Below are 15813 nucleotides of genomic sequence, written 5' to 3' on the forward strand. Positions count from 1 at the left end.
TACCGAGGTCCGAAGTGAAAACTGTTGTCGCTCCACTCGCCCATGAAGTTCCACCCGCCGCGCTGGACGATGTCGTCGCCGAGATGAAGGAGATCTACATCGAAAAAGGCACGCCGATGTTCATGCGCACGGTGCTGGCGCTGTTCTGCGGCGGCTTCGCGACCTTCGCCCTGCTGTACTGCGTGCAACCGATGATGCCGCTGTTGTCCCACGAATACGCCATCAATGCGGCACAGAGCAGCCTGATCCTATCGGTCGCCACCGGCATGCTCGCCATCGGCCTGCTGATCACCGGCCCGATCTCCGACCGAGTGGGGCGTAAACCGGTGATGGTTGCTGCATTGTTCGCCGCAGCGTTGTGCACCATCGCCAGTTCGATGATGCCGAGCTGGCACGGCGTGTTGCTGATGCGAGCGCTGATCGGCCTGTCATTGAGCGGTCTGGCGGCGGTCGCCATGACGTACCTGAGCGAGGAGATTCACCCACAACACATCGGCCTGGCGATGGGCCTGTACATCGGCGGCAACGCCATCGGCGGGATGAGCGGGCGTTTGATCACCGGCGTGTTGATCGACTTCGTCAGCTGGCACACGGCGATGCTGGTCATCGGGGGCCTGGCGCTAATTGCAGCGGCGGTGTTCTGGAAAATCCTCCCGGAATCGCGCAACTTCCGCCCACGCTCGCTGCACCCGCGCAGCTTGCTCGACGGTTTCACCATGCACTTTCGCGATGCCGGCCTGCCGCTGCTGTTCCTTGAAGCCTTTGTGTTGATGGGCGCGTTCGTCACCCTGTTCAACTACATCGGCTATCGCCTGCTGGCCGAGCCTTACCACATGGAACAAGCCTTCGTCGGACTGCTGTCGGTGGTGTACCTGTCGGGGATCTACAGTTCAGCAAAAATCGGTTCGTTGGCCGACAAACTGGGCCGCCGCAAAGTGCTCTGGTCGACCATCGTATTGATGATCGCCGGTCTTGCCCTGACCCTGTTCACGCCACTGCCCCTGGTGATCATCGGCATGCTGATTTTCACCTTCGGCTTCTTCGGCGCACATTCGGTCGCGAGCAGCTGGATTGGCCGACGCGCAACCACGGCCAAGGGCCAGGCGTCCTCGCTGTACCTGTTCAGCTATTACGCCGGGTCGAGCATTGCCGGGACGGCGGGCGGCGTGTTCTGGCACCTGGGTGGGTGGAACGGGATCGGGCTGTTCGTTGGCACCTTGCTGGTGATTGCGCTGCTCGTGGCATTGAAGTTGGCGAAGCTGCCGCTATTGCCCGGCAACGGCACCCCTATCTGAACACCACCCGCGCCTCCAGCAGCGCGTCCCGTTTTTCCAGCGTCAACGATTGCAGCGCAACCCCCTCACGCTCGACGCCGTCGAGCCATTGCATCACGGCGTTCGCGTTGCCGCTGAGGGTCAGGCGCACTGTATCGACGTCTGTTTCCATCTGGTGGATATCGAGCCCCGCCGCCGTAGCGTTGTCGCTGATGCGCAGCGACAGGGGCTGACCGGAATCAGCTGGAGCATTGCTGCGCGGTTGCGCGTGTTGCAGCTGCGCAACCAGTGCCAACTGATGCCGATGTTGACGCTCGACGGTTTCCAGGCGCTGACGAGTCGGCTGCCAGATCAGACTGAATGCCACAACGATCAGCAAGAAAGCACCCAGGGCTTGCAGCAACCGTTGTTCACGCACAGAAATGCGCTGCCATACCTGCTTCATGCGTTGTCTTCCACGGTGAGGGTGGCGTGCACGTTGTCGCGCTCTTTGGTGGCGCTATCGAGCCTGACGGACATGCCTTGCTGCCGCCCCCGCTCACGCAACTGTTCAAGCTCGGCAAAGCTGTTGGCGGTCAGCTGGATTTTCCATCCGTCCCCCACCCGAAACTCGATACGACGCACCTCGACAGCGCTGGCACCGATGACTTGATCAATCAGTTTCACCAGGTCGGCAATGCGCGTGTTCTGCGACTCTACCGGTCGATTTTGAAGTGCCTTGAGTTGCGCGGCCAGATCCACGATGCGGCTTTGATCAGGGTAGATCGCCTTGAACCGCCGCTCGTTTTGCGTGACAAGACGACGGGTTTCACTGTCCAGAAAACGAATGCGCATTTCACTGGCGCCCCAGGTCATCAACAACAGCATCGCCATCGCAAACCCGCCGAGGCGCCAGGGCAAAGACCTGCGACGCGGCGCGAAAGCACCTTGCAGCAGATTGATTGCATGCGCTGGGCGCGTCTTCAGCCATTGATCAAGGGGTGGGCCATCCTGACGCTCGTCGCACCACTGAATGTCCGCGGGCAACATGGGCCGCAGTTGCGTCAGCCCGTCTTCCGACAACGCCATCCGCGCCGGCAGCCCCCCACCCAGAATCCATCGACCCCACCACCAGACGCCTAGCGCGTGATCGTCGGGCAAGACGTCGGCATCAACGAAGATCGAACGAACCTCAATGCCCGACGCCGCCAACAACGTCAGGATGGCGGTCAATCGTTGTCGGGCAATGACCATCACCGGGTAGCGTCCTTCACGGTCACGCGAACCTATGCAGAGGTGCAGCGCCTCGAGCGCCTCGCTGAGTTGATCTTCCACCGCAAACGCGATGACTCGTTTGTCGGGAGCACGTCGCGAAGGCCAGGGATCGCTACGCACCCAGCTGCATAACTCGATTGGCAACAGCAGGTCGACGGCCTGCCCGTTCAACGCCTGCGCTGCTTGATCCATGGGCAGGGTTTGAAGTTGGCCGGTCGGTGGCCAGACGCAGCAGGGCCAGTCAGTCGACCCTGCATCGAGGCCTTCGGCGGTCAGGTAAAGCCAGGTGTTCATCGCAAAGTCTCGTTGGCCATCGAAGGGAGAAAACGTTTTTGCAGGACCGTCAGTTGGCGGGTCTTGAGGTCACGTTCGACGTCGGTCACCAAGCGCAAACTGCGCTCTCCAGACGTCGCTTGCACCGTGATCCGAAACCAGCGGCTGGCGATCCCCAGGCCATGGCTGCTCAGGCCCAAACCGGAAATCATCGGGTCCTGGGTAAACGCCTGAACACTGCCCCAGGCGGAGGTCGACGCCTGCCGAACCAATGCATCGCCTAGTGCGGCGTCCACCTCACCGAGGGTCCTCAAGATCAGCGCCGGTGCAGTGTTGATGTTCAGAGCCGCCTCTGGAGGTAGAAGCGCCACCCAGGGTTCAAGTTGACGCAACACCTGACCGTCAACGCCCGGCAGTAATCGGAGCTGGCTCAGCTCCCGCAATTCCCCCACTTGGCCGAGTTGCAGTGGTGCAAGATCGAGCGATGCCTGCAAGCGCGCCCAACGGTTGAGCGTGACCTGATCAATCTGTCCCGGCTTCAGTAATGCGTTGAGGTTGAAGCGTCCTGCGAGATCCTCGATGTCGACACTGATTTGCGCCTCTTCAATGTCGAATGCAGGCGTCAGGCGAGCCCAGTCCTGAGTCAGATCAACGGTTTTAGGTGTGCCTTGTTCCGCGTCCTGTAACTGCAGCCGTGCCCAGGCTTCGGCGCCTACGACCAACTGACGCAGGTGTAACTGCTGCAGCTGTTGAGCGCTGCTTTGCAGCATCAGGCGATGACTGCGCAGCAAGCCGCTGGTGATCAACAGCACCAGGCTCATGACCAGCAATACGCTGATCAATGCGATGCCTTTTTGGCGCCCGTTCATGGCCGCGAGCCTGGCATCAGCAGCACCCGACGGATCGCGTCGAAACGTCCGACCGAGACCTGAACTTCCAGCGCCATTGGCGCGTTCTTGTGTTGTCCGGCCGGCCAATCGCTCAGCCAGCCGGCCTCGTCATCGAACAGTCTCCAGCTCAAATCACGCACCTCGTCGAGCAATTTCTGTCGTTGCACGATCGCCGTGCCGTCCCCGCGACTCTCGCGCCACAGCGCGCCGTTCTCCAGCTGATAGCTCAGCGTTTGGCGTTCACTGCGGGGCTGGTCCAGGGGATTACGCCAGTGGCTGCGCTGTAATTGCAGGCCTGCCTGCGTCAGCACGACAGGCTGCCCGGTCACGTGCATCAGGTCGCGTTCGATCACGGCCACGGCGCGTTGCAGGCTTCTGAATTCACGTTCATGAGCCGTCGTACCTTGCTGCACGCGCACCACACCATCGAACAACCCCCAACTGGCCAACCCCAGCAGCGCGAATATCGCCAACGCGATAACCAGCTCCAGCAACGTGAACCCTTGCTGGTTATTCATGGCGATTGGGTGCCCAGCCGTTGGCGCGATACAAGGTCTGCTCGCGACCCGCCAGCGTGACCTGGATGTCGATGTTGAGCAGGTCCGGATCGCTCGCCGCACTGATGGTCTGGCGCAGCATCCAGTCGCGACGATCCATGTGCACGATCAGGTGTTGTTGACCGATGGCCAAGTGCGGTTGCAGACGCAGTTCGTTGAGCCGGTTATCCGCCAACCACGCCGCGAAGACGCGCGCTTCGACACCGGCGGTCTGCTTCACCACGTATTGACTCGCGGACAGTACAGCGGCCGCCAGCGTCGCAAAAATCGCCAGGGCCACCATGATTTCCAACAGCGTGAAGCCGCGCATGTGCGTGATGGAATGACGGCTACCCATCGATCACGACCTCACCGATGCCGTCCCCGGAAAGGCTCAGCCAGGTCCTGTCGGCGGACATGAACGTCAGCGTGAACGCGCTGGTTTCATCGCTGCTGAGCAACAGCAATTGAGGCGGTCCCGCGTCAGCGCCGAGGATCAGCGAATACCCGTCTTGCTTGAGCCGCACCCGAACGTTATCGGGCCACCGATAAAAGCTGCCCGCCGATTCCCAGCCGCGAATGTCATACCGCATCACGCGATAGCCCTCGATGCTCAGTCGCAGGCCATATTCGCGCCCCTCGATCACGGCGCGCTCTCGCAACTGTTGCATGACCTGCGCAAGCGCGTGCGCCTCCTGCCTTGCCTGGCGCGCCGGATTCAGGCCAGTGGCAAAACTCGCCATGCCCAGCAACACACCGATCAAGACGATGACGATCATCAACTCCAGCAAGGTGAAGCCTGTACACCGCTTGCGCATTGGTCAGCGACTCCAGTTGCCGATATCGCTCGCCTGCCCTTCACCCCCGATCACGCCGTCGGAACCCAGCGACACAATGTCGTAGTCCCCGTCGATCGATCGCACCCCGGGATTGAGGTACTGATACGGCGTGCCCCACGGATCGACGGGCAGGCTTTTCAGGTAACCCTGAGGGTTCCAGTTGCGTGCGGCCGGGAGCCCGGAAGGGCGCTTGGTCAAGGCTTCCAGACCTTGTTGCGTCGAGGGGTAGGCAAAGTTGTCCAGGCGATATATTTCCAGCGCGGTGGCGATGGCCTGGATGTCGATTTTGGCGGCAGTGACTTTGGCCTGATCGGGTCGGCTCATGAACTGCGGCACCACGATCGCCCCCAGTACACCGATGATGACGACCACCACCATAATTTCAATCAGGGTGAAACCGCGCTGGGCGGAGGAGGAGTTTTTGCGTAAGCGTTGCATGGTTCAATTCACCAATTGGTTGAGGCTGAGAATCGGTAGCAGGATGGCCATGACGATCAGCAGCACGACGCCGCCCATCACCACCAGCATGGCGGGCTCAAAGAGGCTGACGACCAGTGCGATTCGCGCCGCCAGGCTGCTTTCCTGTTGATCCGCGGCACGGGCGAGCATGCGATCGAGTTCGCCGGCGCGTTCACCGCTGGCAATCATGTGCAGCATCATCGGCGGGATATCGCCGCTCAATTCGAGTCCGCGAGTCAGGGTTCCGCCTTCACGGACCGAGCGGGCGACATCGACCATGCGGGCGCGAATGGTCAGGTTGCCGATGACCGCAGCGGCGATTTCCAACGCGTCCACCAAGGGCACCGCGCTCTTGCCGAGGATCGCTAACGTGCTGGCAAACCTCGCGGCTTCCATCGCACGCCATACTTCGCCCATGACCGGCAGGTGCAAGGCCAGCCGATGCCAGCGCAGGCGCCATGAGTGCTGACGCAGGCTCCAGCGCCACAGGCTGATGAGTGTTGCCAGCAGCGCCAGCAGCAGCAGAAAGTGGTTGCGCAGCCCGTTGCTCACGCCGATCAACGCTTGGGTCAGCCAGGGCAATGGCTGCCCGCTGTCGACGAAAATTTTCACGACGTCCGGCACGACAAAACCCAGCAGAAAGCCGACGATCGCCACACTGGCCAGCATCAAAATGAGCGGGTAGACAAGGGCCATCTGGATTTTTTGGCGCGAGGCCTGACGGGTCTGGGTGTAAGCCGCCAGTTGCTCCAGCACGTGGCCGAGGTGCCCGGAACGTTCACCGGCGGCCACGGTGGCCCGGAACAATTCGGGAAACGCCCGGGGAAACATCCCCAACGCTGCCGCCAAGGCATGCCCTTCCATCACCCGGCTTCTGACGGCGGACAGCAGACCGGCCACCTTGCGCTTGGCGCTCTGCTTCGCCACCGCCTCGAGCGCTTCCTCCAGGGGCAAGCCGGCCTGGACCAGCGTCGACAACTGCAAGGTCAGCAGCGCCAGTTCAGCCGCACTCAAACGCCCCCCGCGCGGCTTTACACCTCCGTCGCTGCCGGAACGGGTCTCGGTCAACTCAAGTGGCCACAACCCACGCTCACGCAACAATTGTCGGGCATGACGCGCGCCATCGGCTTCCAGTCGACCTTTACAACTGCGGCCATGGGCATCGTGGGCGCGGTAATCGAACGTCGGCATGTGCTAATCCTCCTGCGTCACACGCAACAACTCATCGAGACTGGTCAAACCGTCCAGTACCCGCTGGCGACCGTCCTGAAACAGGCTGCGCGAGTGCTTGCGGGTTGCCTCGGTCAAGGCCTGTTCACTGCTGCCTTGATGGATCAGTGCGGACACTTCGGGTGTGATGCTGATCAGTTCGTAAATGCCGACCCGACCGCGATACCCGCGCTGGCACTGTTCACAGCCTTCGGCCCTGAAGAGTTGCTGCGAGGTTTCGGGGTCGATCCCCAAACGCACACAGGTCGCCGCATCAGCGAGGTACGGCACCTTGCAATGGGGACACAACGTACGCACCAGGCGCTGGGCCAAAACCCCCACCAGCGACGACGCCAACAGGTAGGTGTCGACGCCCATGTCCACCAGCCGGGTTACCGCACCGACCGCGCTGTTGGTGTGCAATGTCGAGAGCACCAGGTGACCGGTCAGTGAGGCCTGAACGGCAATCTCCGCCGTCTCGCGGTCTCGAATTTCGCCGACCATCACCACGTCCGGGTCTTGACGCAGGATCGCCCTCAAGCCTCGGGCGAAGGTCATGTCCACCTTCGGGTTGACCGGCATCTGCCCTACCCCCGGCAGGTGATACTCGATGGGGTCTTCGACCGTGAGAATGTTGCGGGTCTGGTCATTCAGACTGCTGAGCGCGGCATACAAACTAGTGGTCTTGCCCGAGCCGGTGGGGCCGGTCACCAGCAGGATGCCGTGGGGCCTGGCCAACAATTGGCGCAGGCTCGCGAGGGTATCGTCCGGCATTCCCAGGCGTTGCAACTGCAGGCGTCCTGCCTGTTTGTCGAGCAGGCGCAACACCACTCTTTCGCCGTGGGCCGAGGGCAATGTCGAGACCCGCACATCGACTTCATGCCCCGCCAGGCGCAACGCGATACGACCATCTTGAGGGACGCGTTTTTCGGCGATGTCCAGGCGCGCCATGACCTTGATTCGCGACACCAACAGGGTCGCCAGCTCACGCCGGGGGCGAAGCATTTCGCGCAGTTGCCCATCAACACGCATGCGCACCGACAGGTACTGCTCGAAGGTTTCCAGGTGCACATCAGATGCCTGCTCGCGCACCGCTTCGCTGAGCAGTGCATTGATCAGCCGGATGATCGGCGCATCACCTTGCTGCTCCAGCAGGTCGGCGGTTTGCGGGACTTGATCGACCAGGCTGAGCAGGTCCAGTTCGTCGTCCAGCCCTTGGGCGACCTGCTCCGCAGCGCTCTGACCTTCGCGGTAGGCCGATGCTAGGCGCAAGGCGAAAACATCCGCATCGAGGATTCGGAACGACAGGTCCTGACCGCACATTCTGCGAGCTTCTGCCAGCGCCGTCAGCGGCGTGTCGGCCCGCAGTGCCAGGCTCGGCTTCGGACCTTCACGCTCCAGTAGCACACCAAAACGCCGCGCGAAGCCGAAGGGCAATTGCTCGTAACCTTCTTTTACGGGCTTATCGCTCAAGGACGCACCGGCGTTTGCTTGCGCAAATCAATCACGGGCGTATCGCTCACCGGCTCGAACAACTGACGCGAATCCGCCGGCAGCAGCAATGAGTTATTGCCCTGCGCGCCAGACTTGCTCAGGTCGTGCAGCGCGTTGTAACGCTGCTGGCTGACCTCGGACAGATCCTCCTTGCTGCGCACAATGGTCGGGCGCAAAAAGACCATCAGATTGCTTTTGCTCTGAGTGTCTTTTTTCCAGCGAAACAGCGCGCCGAGGTAAGGGATATCACGCAGCAATGGCACGCCGCTCTGCTGAGTGCGGACGCTGTCCCTGATCAGGCCACCGATGACGATGATCTCGCCATCGTCGGCCAGGATGGTGCTCTTGAGCGCGCGTTTGTTGGTTATCAGATCAGAGGAATCGACGCCAGATACTGAGGGCGCGATGTCGGACACTTCCTGCTCGACCTCAAGACGCAACGTCGAGCCTTCGTTGATGTAGGGCTTGATCTTCAGGCTGATGCCCACGTCCTTGCGCTCGACCGTGGTGAACGGATTATCCGCACCGCTGCTATTGGTGGCATAGGAACCGGTTTTGAACGGCACGTTCTGGCCGACGATGATTTCTGCCTGCTGATTGTCCAGCGTCAGCAGACTCGGCGTGGACAGCAAGTTGCTGCGGGTATTGCTTGCCAGCGCTGAAATCAACGCACCGAAGCGGTCGCTGCCCAACTGCAGAATGGCGCCTTCCGGTGCGCTCTTTATCTCGTCGAATCTCAGTCCACCGACGATCGGGATGTCGGTACCGGGGAAGTTCAGGAAACCCTTCGCGTCACCGGTGTTGATGCCCCACTGGACACCCACGGCCTCGGCCATGTCGCCAGAAATTTCCACAATCGCAGCATGAATCAGCACCTGTGCTCTGGGCTGATCCAACTGACGCACAATGTTTTCGATGGTGCGGATCTGCGCCGGCTCGGCAATCAGCACCAATGCATTCTGGCTTTCATCTGCCTTGATGATGAACCCGGGGCCAGAGGCTTGTTCCTTCGCCCCTCCCATCGTCTGGGTCGGCTTTCTGCCCTGGCCCATCGTCTCAAGGACTTCGGCCAGTTGCTTGGCATCGCTGTAGCGCAGGCGAATGACTCGGGCGTTGTCGAGGTTCGCGGTAGCCGGCGTATCCAGGCTGCGCGCCAGGTCGACCAGACGCTGGCGGACCGTCGGCGGACCGACGAGGATCAAACGGTTGGTCCGCGTGTCAGCAATGACCTGAATGGCGGTATCGGCATTGCGTTTACCCAGCGTCGCTTCCATCACCGGCGCCACGTCAGCCGCCTGGGCGTGACGTAACTGCACGACGGCATGCTGTGTGTTCTGGCCAGCGTCCAACTGCCGGACGAGCTGGGCAACACGCTGCACATTGGCGGCCGCGTCGGTCACCACCAGGGCGTTGGCCGACACCGACGGGCCGACGTAGCCATTGGCCGAAATCAATGGCCGCACCAGCCCGGCAATGTCGGCGGCGTTGCTGGTATCCAGTTCGATGACCTGGGTGACAAATTGCGAGGCTGTAGCGTTCTTCGCCACGCCTTGGCCGGCACGGGTTTTGGCTTCGGTCACCGGCGTGATCAGTATCCGGTCGCCCTCGTCGATCACCGTGAAGTTATGCGCATCCAGCACCGAGTAGAACAAGCGACGGACACCCTCGCGATCAAGGGCCTGACGGGACATGACGGTAATGCGCCCAGTGACTCTGGGATCAAGCACTACGGTGGTTCCGAGAATGGTGGAAATCTCCTCGACGATGTCCCGCAGCTCGGCATTGTTCATTGCCAGCTGCCATTTTTCGTCTTCGGCTTGAAGCGTGCCGGGCTCGTTCGCCGACACTAAAAGGACGAGAAGAAGCAGGACGCGAGACGCCTGCGCACGGAAGAAGCTGTTCATGAAATGATCACTCTGACGGCCCGAGAAACGGACGTAGAAAACGCGAAGAAGCGGCCGCTGCATTTGGTGCGGAGGGCGATTCAAGCCTGCGCAGAAAACGTTCGGCAGATGGCTGCAACGTCAGCAGTTCTTCGCGCCCCTTGTTCCACAATACGACCTGGTTGGGTTCGACACGGCGCAGCACGCTGCCACCCGGCAATTGTTCTCCCACCTGGTACATGCGCGAGCCTTGAGCGTCGGCGAGCAGCGCCCTCGACACACCCGACGCGACGACAAAACTGGCCTGCAAGCTCAAGGATTCAGCACTTGGCAACCGCGTCGCTTCATCCACCAGGCCAAACACCGTAGCAACTGCCGTCGTATCAAGATTCTCACGGGAAGGCGCGGCGATTGGCGCGACCACGGAATGCGCCACAGAAGCGAGGTTTTCGCGCCAGAGCCACTCTTGCCAAGCGAGAAATGTCCCGTAGCTGACGGGTATCAGCAACAACAGCCCCTTGGTCAAGGCGCTCCCGGTGAGCTGTTTCAGGAAACGCTTCATGGCAACTTCACTCGAGGTGCTCATTTCGGCGCTTGCTGCAAAAAGACATCCGTCTGAGTACGCGGTGGTTGCATACCTCATGGACGATCACTGCACCGACATGCAGTGCGACAAGCAAAGACAGCAGGACACATGCCCAAATATGGATCGTGAAGAACAACTGGATAAATGCTGGTTGGGTCAGTGGCTGAGCAATCTCGACGACCCCAAATACATCGATCGGGCGATCCATCATCAAAACGCCGGTGACCAACACAACGCTCACTGTGATGTAGATCGAGAGGTGGGCAAGCAGCACACGTCCTTCGACCCTCGATAGATGGATGACACCCCTAAGTTTGGTGTGAGAGATGAAAGCGAAGAAACGCCAAATGAAAAAAGGAATGAACACCGTGGTCAGAGAAACGTTGAAGAACGCAACCGTCTGTTTGAGCTGCGCGGGCACTTGAACGCTGGCCACGTAAAACCCCGAGGCCAGGGTCCAGATAATGACAACCGCCGACAACCAATGCAGCCAAACTCGTTGTCTGGAGTAACCCGAAACCGTCATCTTCAAACTCGATTCAATAGAGGCACAAGTCTTCAGGCGATCGGACAACGATCGCCTGAAGCGTCACCTGAGGGGCTTAGAGTTTGTCCCACGCCATGTGCCAGTGAGCACCGACACCCGGCTCGAAGCCGTTAGCGGTCGGGCTGTACTGCTTGCAGTAACCGGACTCCGGGAACGGCTTGCACTCGAAGACTTCATCGGTTTTGGGCTGCAGTACCTTGGTGCCGGCGGTGTAGTCGCTTACGCCTTCAGGGAACACGAAGTCATATTCGACGCCTGCGCCTTCACCCGTCATGTTGGTTGGCTGCGTATCCTGGCGAGTCGTGCGGCCATCCAGTGTGGTGCCGACGAGCGTCAACGTGTGCGCGCCCGGGTTGCTGCGAACATCCATGGAGAGCGACGCAAGTCCGCTATCCACTTGGCCCGAGGTAGTGCCGACCGGCTTGTTGTTCTGATCGAACAGGGTCGCTTCGACGTTCATTTTGCGATTGGAAATGATGCTGAAGTCGACCTTGGCACGACCTTTATCCAGTACGTACTCCGCTTGCTGCGAAGCCACCGACAGGCGAGCCGCAGCGTCTTCTTTCATGTCCAGCTGCACTTCGTAACGGGTGATTCCGCTTTCCTTTTGCGCGTACAGGCGGTTGTTACCCTTCACCGGTTCGACGTTGCCGTTCTCATCACGAACGCCAGCACGGACAAGGGTGTGGGTCGCATTGATTTTTTCGGCCAGCTTGAAGGCCCAGTTGTTCGGCGAACCTTCCTCGACGTTGTCGATGGATATTTCGACGCTGTATTGCGGGCTTTCACCATTGGCCGAGAACGCGCGAGCTTTGACCTTGTCACCGACCAGCAATGCGGTCGACGGCGCGATGCCACCCACGGCGGACCAGCCACCGGGCAGCGATGCCTCGGCCAGAATGTTCACATCGGCCACGTTGTAAAAGGCCGCATCGGTATCGCCGACTGTCCAGATCGCCAGGATGACATGCTGACCGGACTTGTCTTCAGGAAGGGTGCAGCTGTGCTTGGCACCGGAAACGGGTTTCTGGTTGCCGCCATCGATAGTGCAGAACGGCGTGCTTTCGAAGGTGGCGCGTTTGAGCGACTCATTCGGGTTCCAGCCGTTGCGGGTGATGAAATATTCGTGCTTGGTCGCAGGGTGAACGGCGGTGTATTGCCATTCGAAATTGATGTTGCGGTCTTTGATTTCGGTCAGCTGCCAGCGGGTCGCGGACTGAGCGTCCAGAGCGGAGAATGACGAGTGGCCGCCACTGGCGATCTTGCCATCGACCGGTCCTTGCAATGGAGCACCGCCGACGCCAGCCGGGAAGCCCTTGAAGGTTTCACCCACGCTTTGCGGTTCGTATTGCGCGTTCCCGCAGTGGGTGTTCACGCCTTTTTGGCACAGCAGTGCCCGCGAAGGCGGCACGTCCAGATAGCCGTGGGCAGAAACGGTTTGCGAAGCGAACATTGCCGATAACAGGATCATTGAAGAAGTGCAGGCGGCTAACGCACTTCTCTTTTCGAAGTTGTTTTTCATGATGGATTCCAGACTGCTTATCGAAATACAGACGCTCGGAAAAGCGCCAATGGGTGCGATATCACCGGGTGCATAACGCACCCGACGAGGGGCTGGAACCTTACGGGGATAGCGGCAATTTCTATGTAGGAGTAATCGCTTTCAAAAGCAGGAATGGTCTTTGTAGTGATCTCTCTGTCAGCCGATAAAAATGTTCCTACGGACAAGCACGCGCCTTACGACAGTCATTTCAACAGGCATAAAAAAAGCCTGCCGGGAACGCGTCCCGGCAGGCTTCAAATACTTCAGTAGCCGTTACTCGTGATACTGCGCCGACAACTCATGCACTGCGCGCAGGAACGCGCCGGCGTGTTCTGGATCGACTTCCGGCGTGATGCCATGGCCGAGGTTGAATACATGACCGCTGCCCTTGCCGTAGCTGGCGAGGATGCGCCCGACTTCGGTACGAATGACTTCCGGTTTGGCGTAGAGCACGGTTGGGTCCATGTTGCCTTGCAGGGCGACTTTGCTGCCGACGCGATCACGGGCGCTGCCGATGTCGCAGGTCCAATCCAGCCCCAGCGCATCCGCACCAGCGTCGGCGATACTTTCCAGCCACAAACCGCCGCCCTTGGTGAACAGGATCACCGGAACCTTGCGGCCTTCGTGTTCGCGGATCAGGCCGCTGACGATCTTTTTCATGTAGGCCAGGGAGAATTCCTGGTACGCCGCCGCCGAGAGGCTGCCGCCCCAGCTATCGAAAATCTGCACGGCTTGCGCACCGGCCATGATCTGGCCGTTGAGGTAGCTGGTGACCGTCTGCGCGAGTTTGTCCAGCAACAGGTGCAAGGCTTGCGGGTTGTCGTAGAGCATGGTTTTGGTCTTGCGGTAGTCTTTCGACGAGCCGCCTTCAACCATGTAGGTCGCCAGGGTCCATGGGCTGCCGGAGAAGCCGATCAACGGCACACGACCGTTCAGTTCACGGCGGATGGTGCTGACAGCATCCATGACGTAGCCGAGGTCTTTGTGCGGATCAGGAATCGGCAAGGCTTCGATGTCGGCCAAGGTACTGACCACTTTCTTGAAGCGCGGACCTTCACCGGTCTCGAAGTACAGGCCTTGGCCCATCGCGTCGGGAATGGTCAGGATGTCGGAGAAGAGAATCGCCGCGTCCAGTTGCGGATAGCGGTCGAGCGGTTGCAGGGTGACTTCGCAAGCGAACTCCGGGTTCATGCACAGGCTCATGAAGTCGCCGGCCTTGGCACGGCTGGCGCGGTATTCCGGCAGGTAGCGACCGGCCTGACGCATCATCCACACGGGCGTGACGTCTACGGGTTGCTTGAGCAGGGCACGAAGGAAACGGTCGTTCTTCAGGGCAGTCATGTCGGCATCCGGAAAAAAAGTGCGGGCATTTTCTCAGAGCGCGACGCAAAAGGCACGGTTGCAGGTCAGCCTTTTGTCTATCGGGTCAATTTGTCGCGGGGGAATGCGGTTTTCGCAACACCGCGAAACAACTGTAGGAGTGAGCCTGCTCGCGATGGCGGAGTGTCAGTCATTGCATCTGGTGACTGATTCACCGCTATCGCGAGCAGGCTCACTCCTACAAGGTTTTTTGTCGCGGAGTCAGACGCCCAGGTAATCCAGGATCCCTTCAGCGGCATTGCGGCCTTCGAAGATCGCCGTTACCACCAGGTCAGACCCGCGAACCATATCGCCACCGGCGAAGATTTTCGGGTTGCTGGTCTGGTGCTTGTACTGACCTTGTTCCGGCGCCACAACACGGCCCTGGCTGTCGGTCTGGATGCTGTGCTGTTCGAACCACGACGCCGGGCTTGGGCGGAAACCGAAAGCGATGACCACGGCGTCGGCCGGGATGATCTCTTCGGAACCCGGGATCGGCTCGGGGCTGCGACGGCCACGGGCATCCGGTTCGCCGAGACGGGTCTCGACCACTTTCACGCCTTCGACGCGGTCTTCGCCGACGATCGCGATTGGCTGGCGGTTGTAGAGGAATTTCACGCCTTCTTCCTTGGCGTTCTTCACCTCTTTGCGCGAGCCCGGCATGTTGGCTTCGTCGCGACGATAGGCGCAGGTCACCGATTTGGCGCCCTGACGAATCGACGTACGGTTGCAGTCCATCGCCGTGTCACCACCGCCCAGCACCACCACCTTCTTGCCTTTCATGTCGACGAAATCTTCCGGCGACTTTTCAAAGCCCAGGTTTCGATTGACGTTGGCGATCAGGAAATCGAGCGCGTCATGCACACCCGGAAGGTCCTCACCGGCAAAACCGCCCTTCATGTAGGTGTAGGTGCCCATGCCCATGAACACGGCATCGTACTCTTCGAGCAGTTGCTCGACGGTCACATCCTTGCCCACTTCGGTGTTCAGGCGAAACTCGATGCCCATGCCGGTGAAGACTTCGCGACGATTGCTCAGCACAGTCTTTTCCAGCTTGAACTCGGGAATGCCGAAGGTCAGCAGACCGCCGATTTCGGGGTTCTTGTCGAACACCACCGGGGTCACGCCGCCGCGCACCAGCACGTCGGCACAGCCCAGACCGGCCGGGCCCGCGCCGATGATTGCAACGCGCTTGCCGGTCGGTTTGACCTTGGACATGTCCGGGCGCCAGCCCATGGCGAACGCGGTGTCGGTGATGTACTTCTCGACCGAACCGATGGTCACCGCGCCAAAACCGTCGTTCAGGGTGCAGGCACCCTCGCACAGACGATCCTGCGGGCACACCCGGCCGCACACTTCCGGCAGGGTGTTGGTCTGGTGCGACAGCTCGGCGGCCTGAAGGATGTTGCCCTCGGCCACCAGTTTCAGCCAGTTTGGAATGAAGTTGTGCACCGGGCACTTCCATTCGCAATACGGGTTACCGCAACCCAGGCAGCGGTGGGCCTGATCGGCCGAATGCTGGGGTTTGAAGGGCTCGTAGATCTCCACGAACTCTTTCTTGCGTTGACGCAACAGTTTCTTCTTCGGATCTTTGCGCCCGACCTCGATGAACTGGAAGTCGTTATTCAGACGTTCAGCCATTGTTAAAACCTCATCAAACTCTTCAG

General features: G+C 60.3%; 16 protein-coding genes. 1 reads left to right on the forward strand and 15 read right to left on the reverse strand.

Annotation, left to right across the window (positions count from 1 at the left end; translation table 11 throughout):
• Nucleotides 1–62 precede the first annotated feature (62 nt).
• Nucleotides 63–1295, forward strand: coding sequence for an MFS transporter (locus H7698_RS13185; protein WP_442966294.1), 1233 nt, complete (start codon nt 63–65; stop codon nt 1293–1295).
• On the opposite strand, the gene gspM is transcribed toward H7698_RS13185, so the two are convergent.
• The 15 genes from gspM to H7698_RS13260 form a co-directional block, all read right to left on the reverse strand.
• Entirely contained in the window at nt 1288–1719 is a 432-nt protein-coding gene (gspM, locus tag H7698_RS13190; RefSeq protein WP_194691653.1) for a type II secretion system protein GspM, read from the reverse strand. The two genes, H7698_RS13185 and gspM, sit on opposite strands and share 8 nt — an antisense overlap.
• Complete coding sequence (gspL, locus tag H7698_RS13195) at nt 1716–2822, reverse strand: type II secretion system protein GspL (RefSeq protein WP_194691654.1); 1107 nt, start codon at nt 2820–2822, stop codon at nt 1716–1718. Before gspL ends, gspM begins: the two co-directional genes overlap by 4 nt.
• Nucleotides 2819–3670 carry a type II secretion system protein GspK gene (locus tag H7698_RS13200; RefSeq protein ID WP_194691655.1) on the reverse strand — a complete coding sequence of 284 codons (852 nt, stop codon included), beginning with the start codon at nt 3668–3670 and terminating at the stop codon, nt 2819–2821. The genes gspL and H7698_RS13200 overlap by 4 nt, the downstream gene beginning before the upstream one ends.
• Nucleotides 3667–4209 (reverse strand): type II secretion system protein GspJ, encoded by a 543-nt coding sequence (locus H7698_RS13205; RefSeq protein ID WP_194691656.1) that lies wholly within the window; start codon nt 4207–4209, stop codon nt 3667–3669. Before H7698_RS13205 ends, H7698_RS13200 begins: the two co-directional genes overlap by 4 nt.
• Complete coding sequence (gspI, locus tag H7698_RS13210; RefSeq protein WP_194691657.1) at nt 4202–4585, reverse strand: type II secretion system minor pseudopilin GspI; 384 nt, start codon at nt 4583–4585, stop codon at nt 4202–4204. Before gspI ends, H7698_RS13205 begins: the two co-directional genes overlap by 8 nt.
• Nucleotides 4578–5045: a type II secretion system minor pseudopilin GspH gene (gspH, locus tag H7698_RS13215; protein WP_194691658.1), complete on the reverse strand. Its 468-nt coding sequence runs from the start codon at nt 5043–5045 to the stop codon at nt 4578–4580. Before gspH ends, gspI begins: the two co-directional genes overlap by 8 nt.
• Before the next feature lie 3 nt (nt 5046–5048).
• Nucleotides 5049–5504, reverse strand: coding sequence for a type II secretion system major pseudopilin GspG (gspG, locus tag H7698_RS13220; RefSeq protein WP_194691659.1), 456 nt, complete (start codon nt 5502–5504; stop codon nt 5049–5051).
• A 3-nt stretch (nt 5505–5507) separates the two neighbouring features.
• Nucleotides 5508–6716 carry a type II secretion system inner membrane protein GspF gene (gene gspF, locus H7698_RS13225; protein WP_194691660.1) on the reverse strand — a complete coding sequence of 403 codons (1209 nt, stop codon included), beginning with the start codon at nt 6714–6716 and terminating at the stop codon, nt 5508–5510.
• Between the two features lie 3 nt (nt 6717–6719).
• Complete coding sequence (gene gspE, locus H7698_RS13230) at nt 6720–8207, reverse strand: type II secretion system ATPase GspE (RefSeq protein ID WP_194691661.1); 1488 nt, start codon at nt 8205–8207, stop codon at nt 6720–6722.
• Nucleotides 8204–10132: a type II secretion system secretin GspD gene (gene gspD / locus H7698_RS13235; protein WP_194691662.1), complete on the reverse strand. Its 1929-nt coding sequence runs from the start codon at nt 10130–10132 to the stop codon at nt 8204–8206. Before gspD ends, gspE begins: the two co-directional genes overlap by 4 nt.
• A gap of 7 nt (nt 10133–10139) precedes the next feature.
• Entirely contained in the window at nt 10140–10697 is a 558-nt protein-coding gene (locus H7698_RS13240) for a type II secretion system protein N (protein WP_235992828.1), read from the reverse strand.
• Nucleotides 10681–11223, reverse strand: coding sequence for a cytochrome b (locus tag H7698_RS13245; RefSeq protein WP_194691663.1), 543 nt, complete (start codon nt 11221–11223; stop codon nt 10681–10683). The genes H7698_RS13240 and H7698_RS13245 overlap by 17 nt, the downstream gene beginning before the upstream one ends.
• Before the next feature lie 76 nt (nt 11224–11299).
• Nucleotides 11300–12766, reverse strand: coding sequence for an N-acetylglucosamine-binding protein GbpA (gene gbpA / locus H7698_RS13250; protein WP_162439916.1), 1467 nt, complete (start codon nt 12764–12766; stop codon nt 11300–11302).
• A 294-nt stretch (nt 12767–13060) separates the two neighbouring features.
• Nucleotides 13061–14128: a uroporphyrinogen decarboxylase gene (gene hemE / locus H7698_RS13255; protein ID WP_194691664.1), complete on the reverse strand. Its 1068-nt coding sequence runs from the start codon at nt 14126–14128 to the stop codon at nt 13061–13063.
• A 240-nt stretch (nt 14129–14368) separates the two neighbouring features.
• The gene (locus H7698_RS13260; RefSeq protein ID WP_045061932.1) at nt 14369–15787 is read right to left on the reverse strand and encodes an FAD-dependent oxidoreductase; all 1419 of its coding nucleotides are present in this window, start codon (nt 15785–15787) and stop codon (nt 14369–14371) included.
• Between the last annotated feature and the right edge of the window lie 26 nt (nt 15788–15813).

Source organism: Pseudomonas sp. p50(2008) (genome assembly GCF_015351605.1).
In the GTDB taxonomy this organism is placed as follows: Bacteria; Pseudomonadota; Gammaproteobacteria; order Pseudomonadales; family Pseudomonadaceae; genus Aquipseudomonas.

What these genes read in the sequence shown, in the direction of transcription:
- gspM (WP_194691653.1), bottom strand. Translation starts at nt 1,719, where the DNA reads ATGAAGCAGGTATGGCAGCGCATTTCTGTGCGTGAACAACGGTTGCTG.
- gspL (WP_194691654.1), bottom strand. Translation starts at nt 2,822, where the DNA reads ATGAACACCTGGCTTTACCTGACCGCCGAAGGCCTCGATGCAGGGTCG.
- H7698_RS13200 (WP_194691655.1), bottom strand. Translation starts at nt 3,670, where the DNA reads ATGAACGGGCGCCAAAAAGGCATCGCATTGATCAGCGTATTGCTGGTC.
- H7698_RS13205 (WP_194691656.1), bottom strand. Translation starts at nt 4,209, where the DNA reads ATGAATAACCAGCAAGGGTTCACGTTGCTGGAGCTGGTTATCGCGTTG.
- gspI (WP_194691657.1), bottom strand. Translation starts at nt 4,585, where the DNA reads ATGGGTAGCCGTCATTCCATCACGCACATGCGCGGCTTCACGCTGTTG.
- gspH (WP_194691658.1), bottom strand. Translation starts at nt 5,045, where the DNA reads ATGCGCAAGCGGTGTACAGGCTTCACCTTGCTGGAGTTGATGATCGTC.
- gspG (WP_194691659.1), bottom strand. Translation starts at nt 5,504, where the DNA reads ATGCAACGCTTACGCAAAAACTCCTCCTCCGCCCAGCGCGGTTTCACC.
- gspF (WP_194691660.1), bottom strand. Translation starts at nt 6,716, where the DNA reads ATGCCGACGTTCGATTACCGCGCCCACGATGCCCATGGCCGCAGTTGT.
- gspD (WP_194691662.1), bottom strand. Translation starts at nt 10,132, where the DNA reads ATGAACAGCTTCTTCCGTGCGCAGGCGTCTCGCGTCCTGCTTCTTCTC.
- H7698_RS13240 (WP_235992828.1), bottom strand. Translation starts at nt 10,697, where the DNA reads ATGAGCACCTCGAGTGAAGTTGCCATGAAGCGTTTCCTGAAACAGCTC.
- H7698_RS13245 (WP_194691663.1), bottom strand. Translation starts at nt 11,223, where the DNA reads ATGACGGTTTCGGGTTACTCCAGACAACGAGTTTGGCTGCATTGGTTG.
- gbpA (WP_162439916.1), bottom strand. Translation starts at nt 12,766, where the DNA reads ATGAAAAACAACTTCGAAAAGAGAAGTGCGTTAGCCGCCTGCACTTCT.
- hemE (WP_194691664.1), bottom strand. Translation starts at nt 14,128, where the DNA reads ATGACTGCCCTGAAGAACGACCGTTTCCTTCGTGCCCTGCTCAAGCAA.
- H7698_RS13260 (WP_045061932.1), bottom strand. Translation starts at nt 15,787, where the DNA reads ATGGCTGAACGTCTGAATAACGACTTCCAGTTCATCGAGGTCGGGCGC.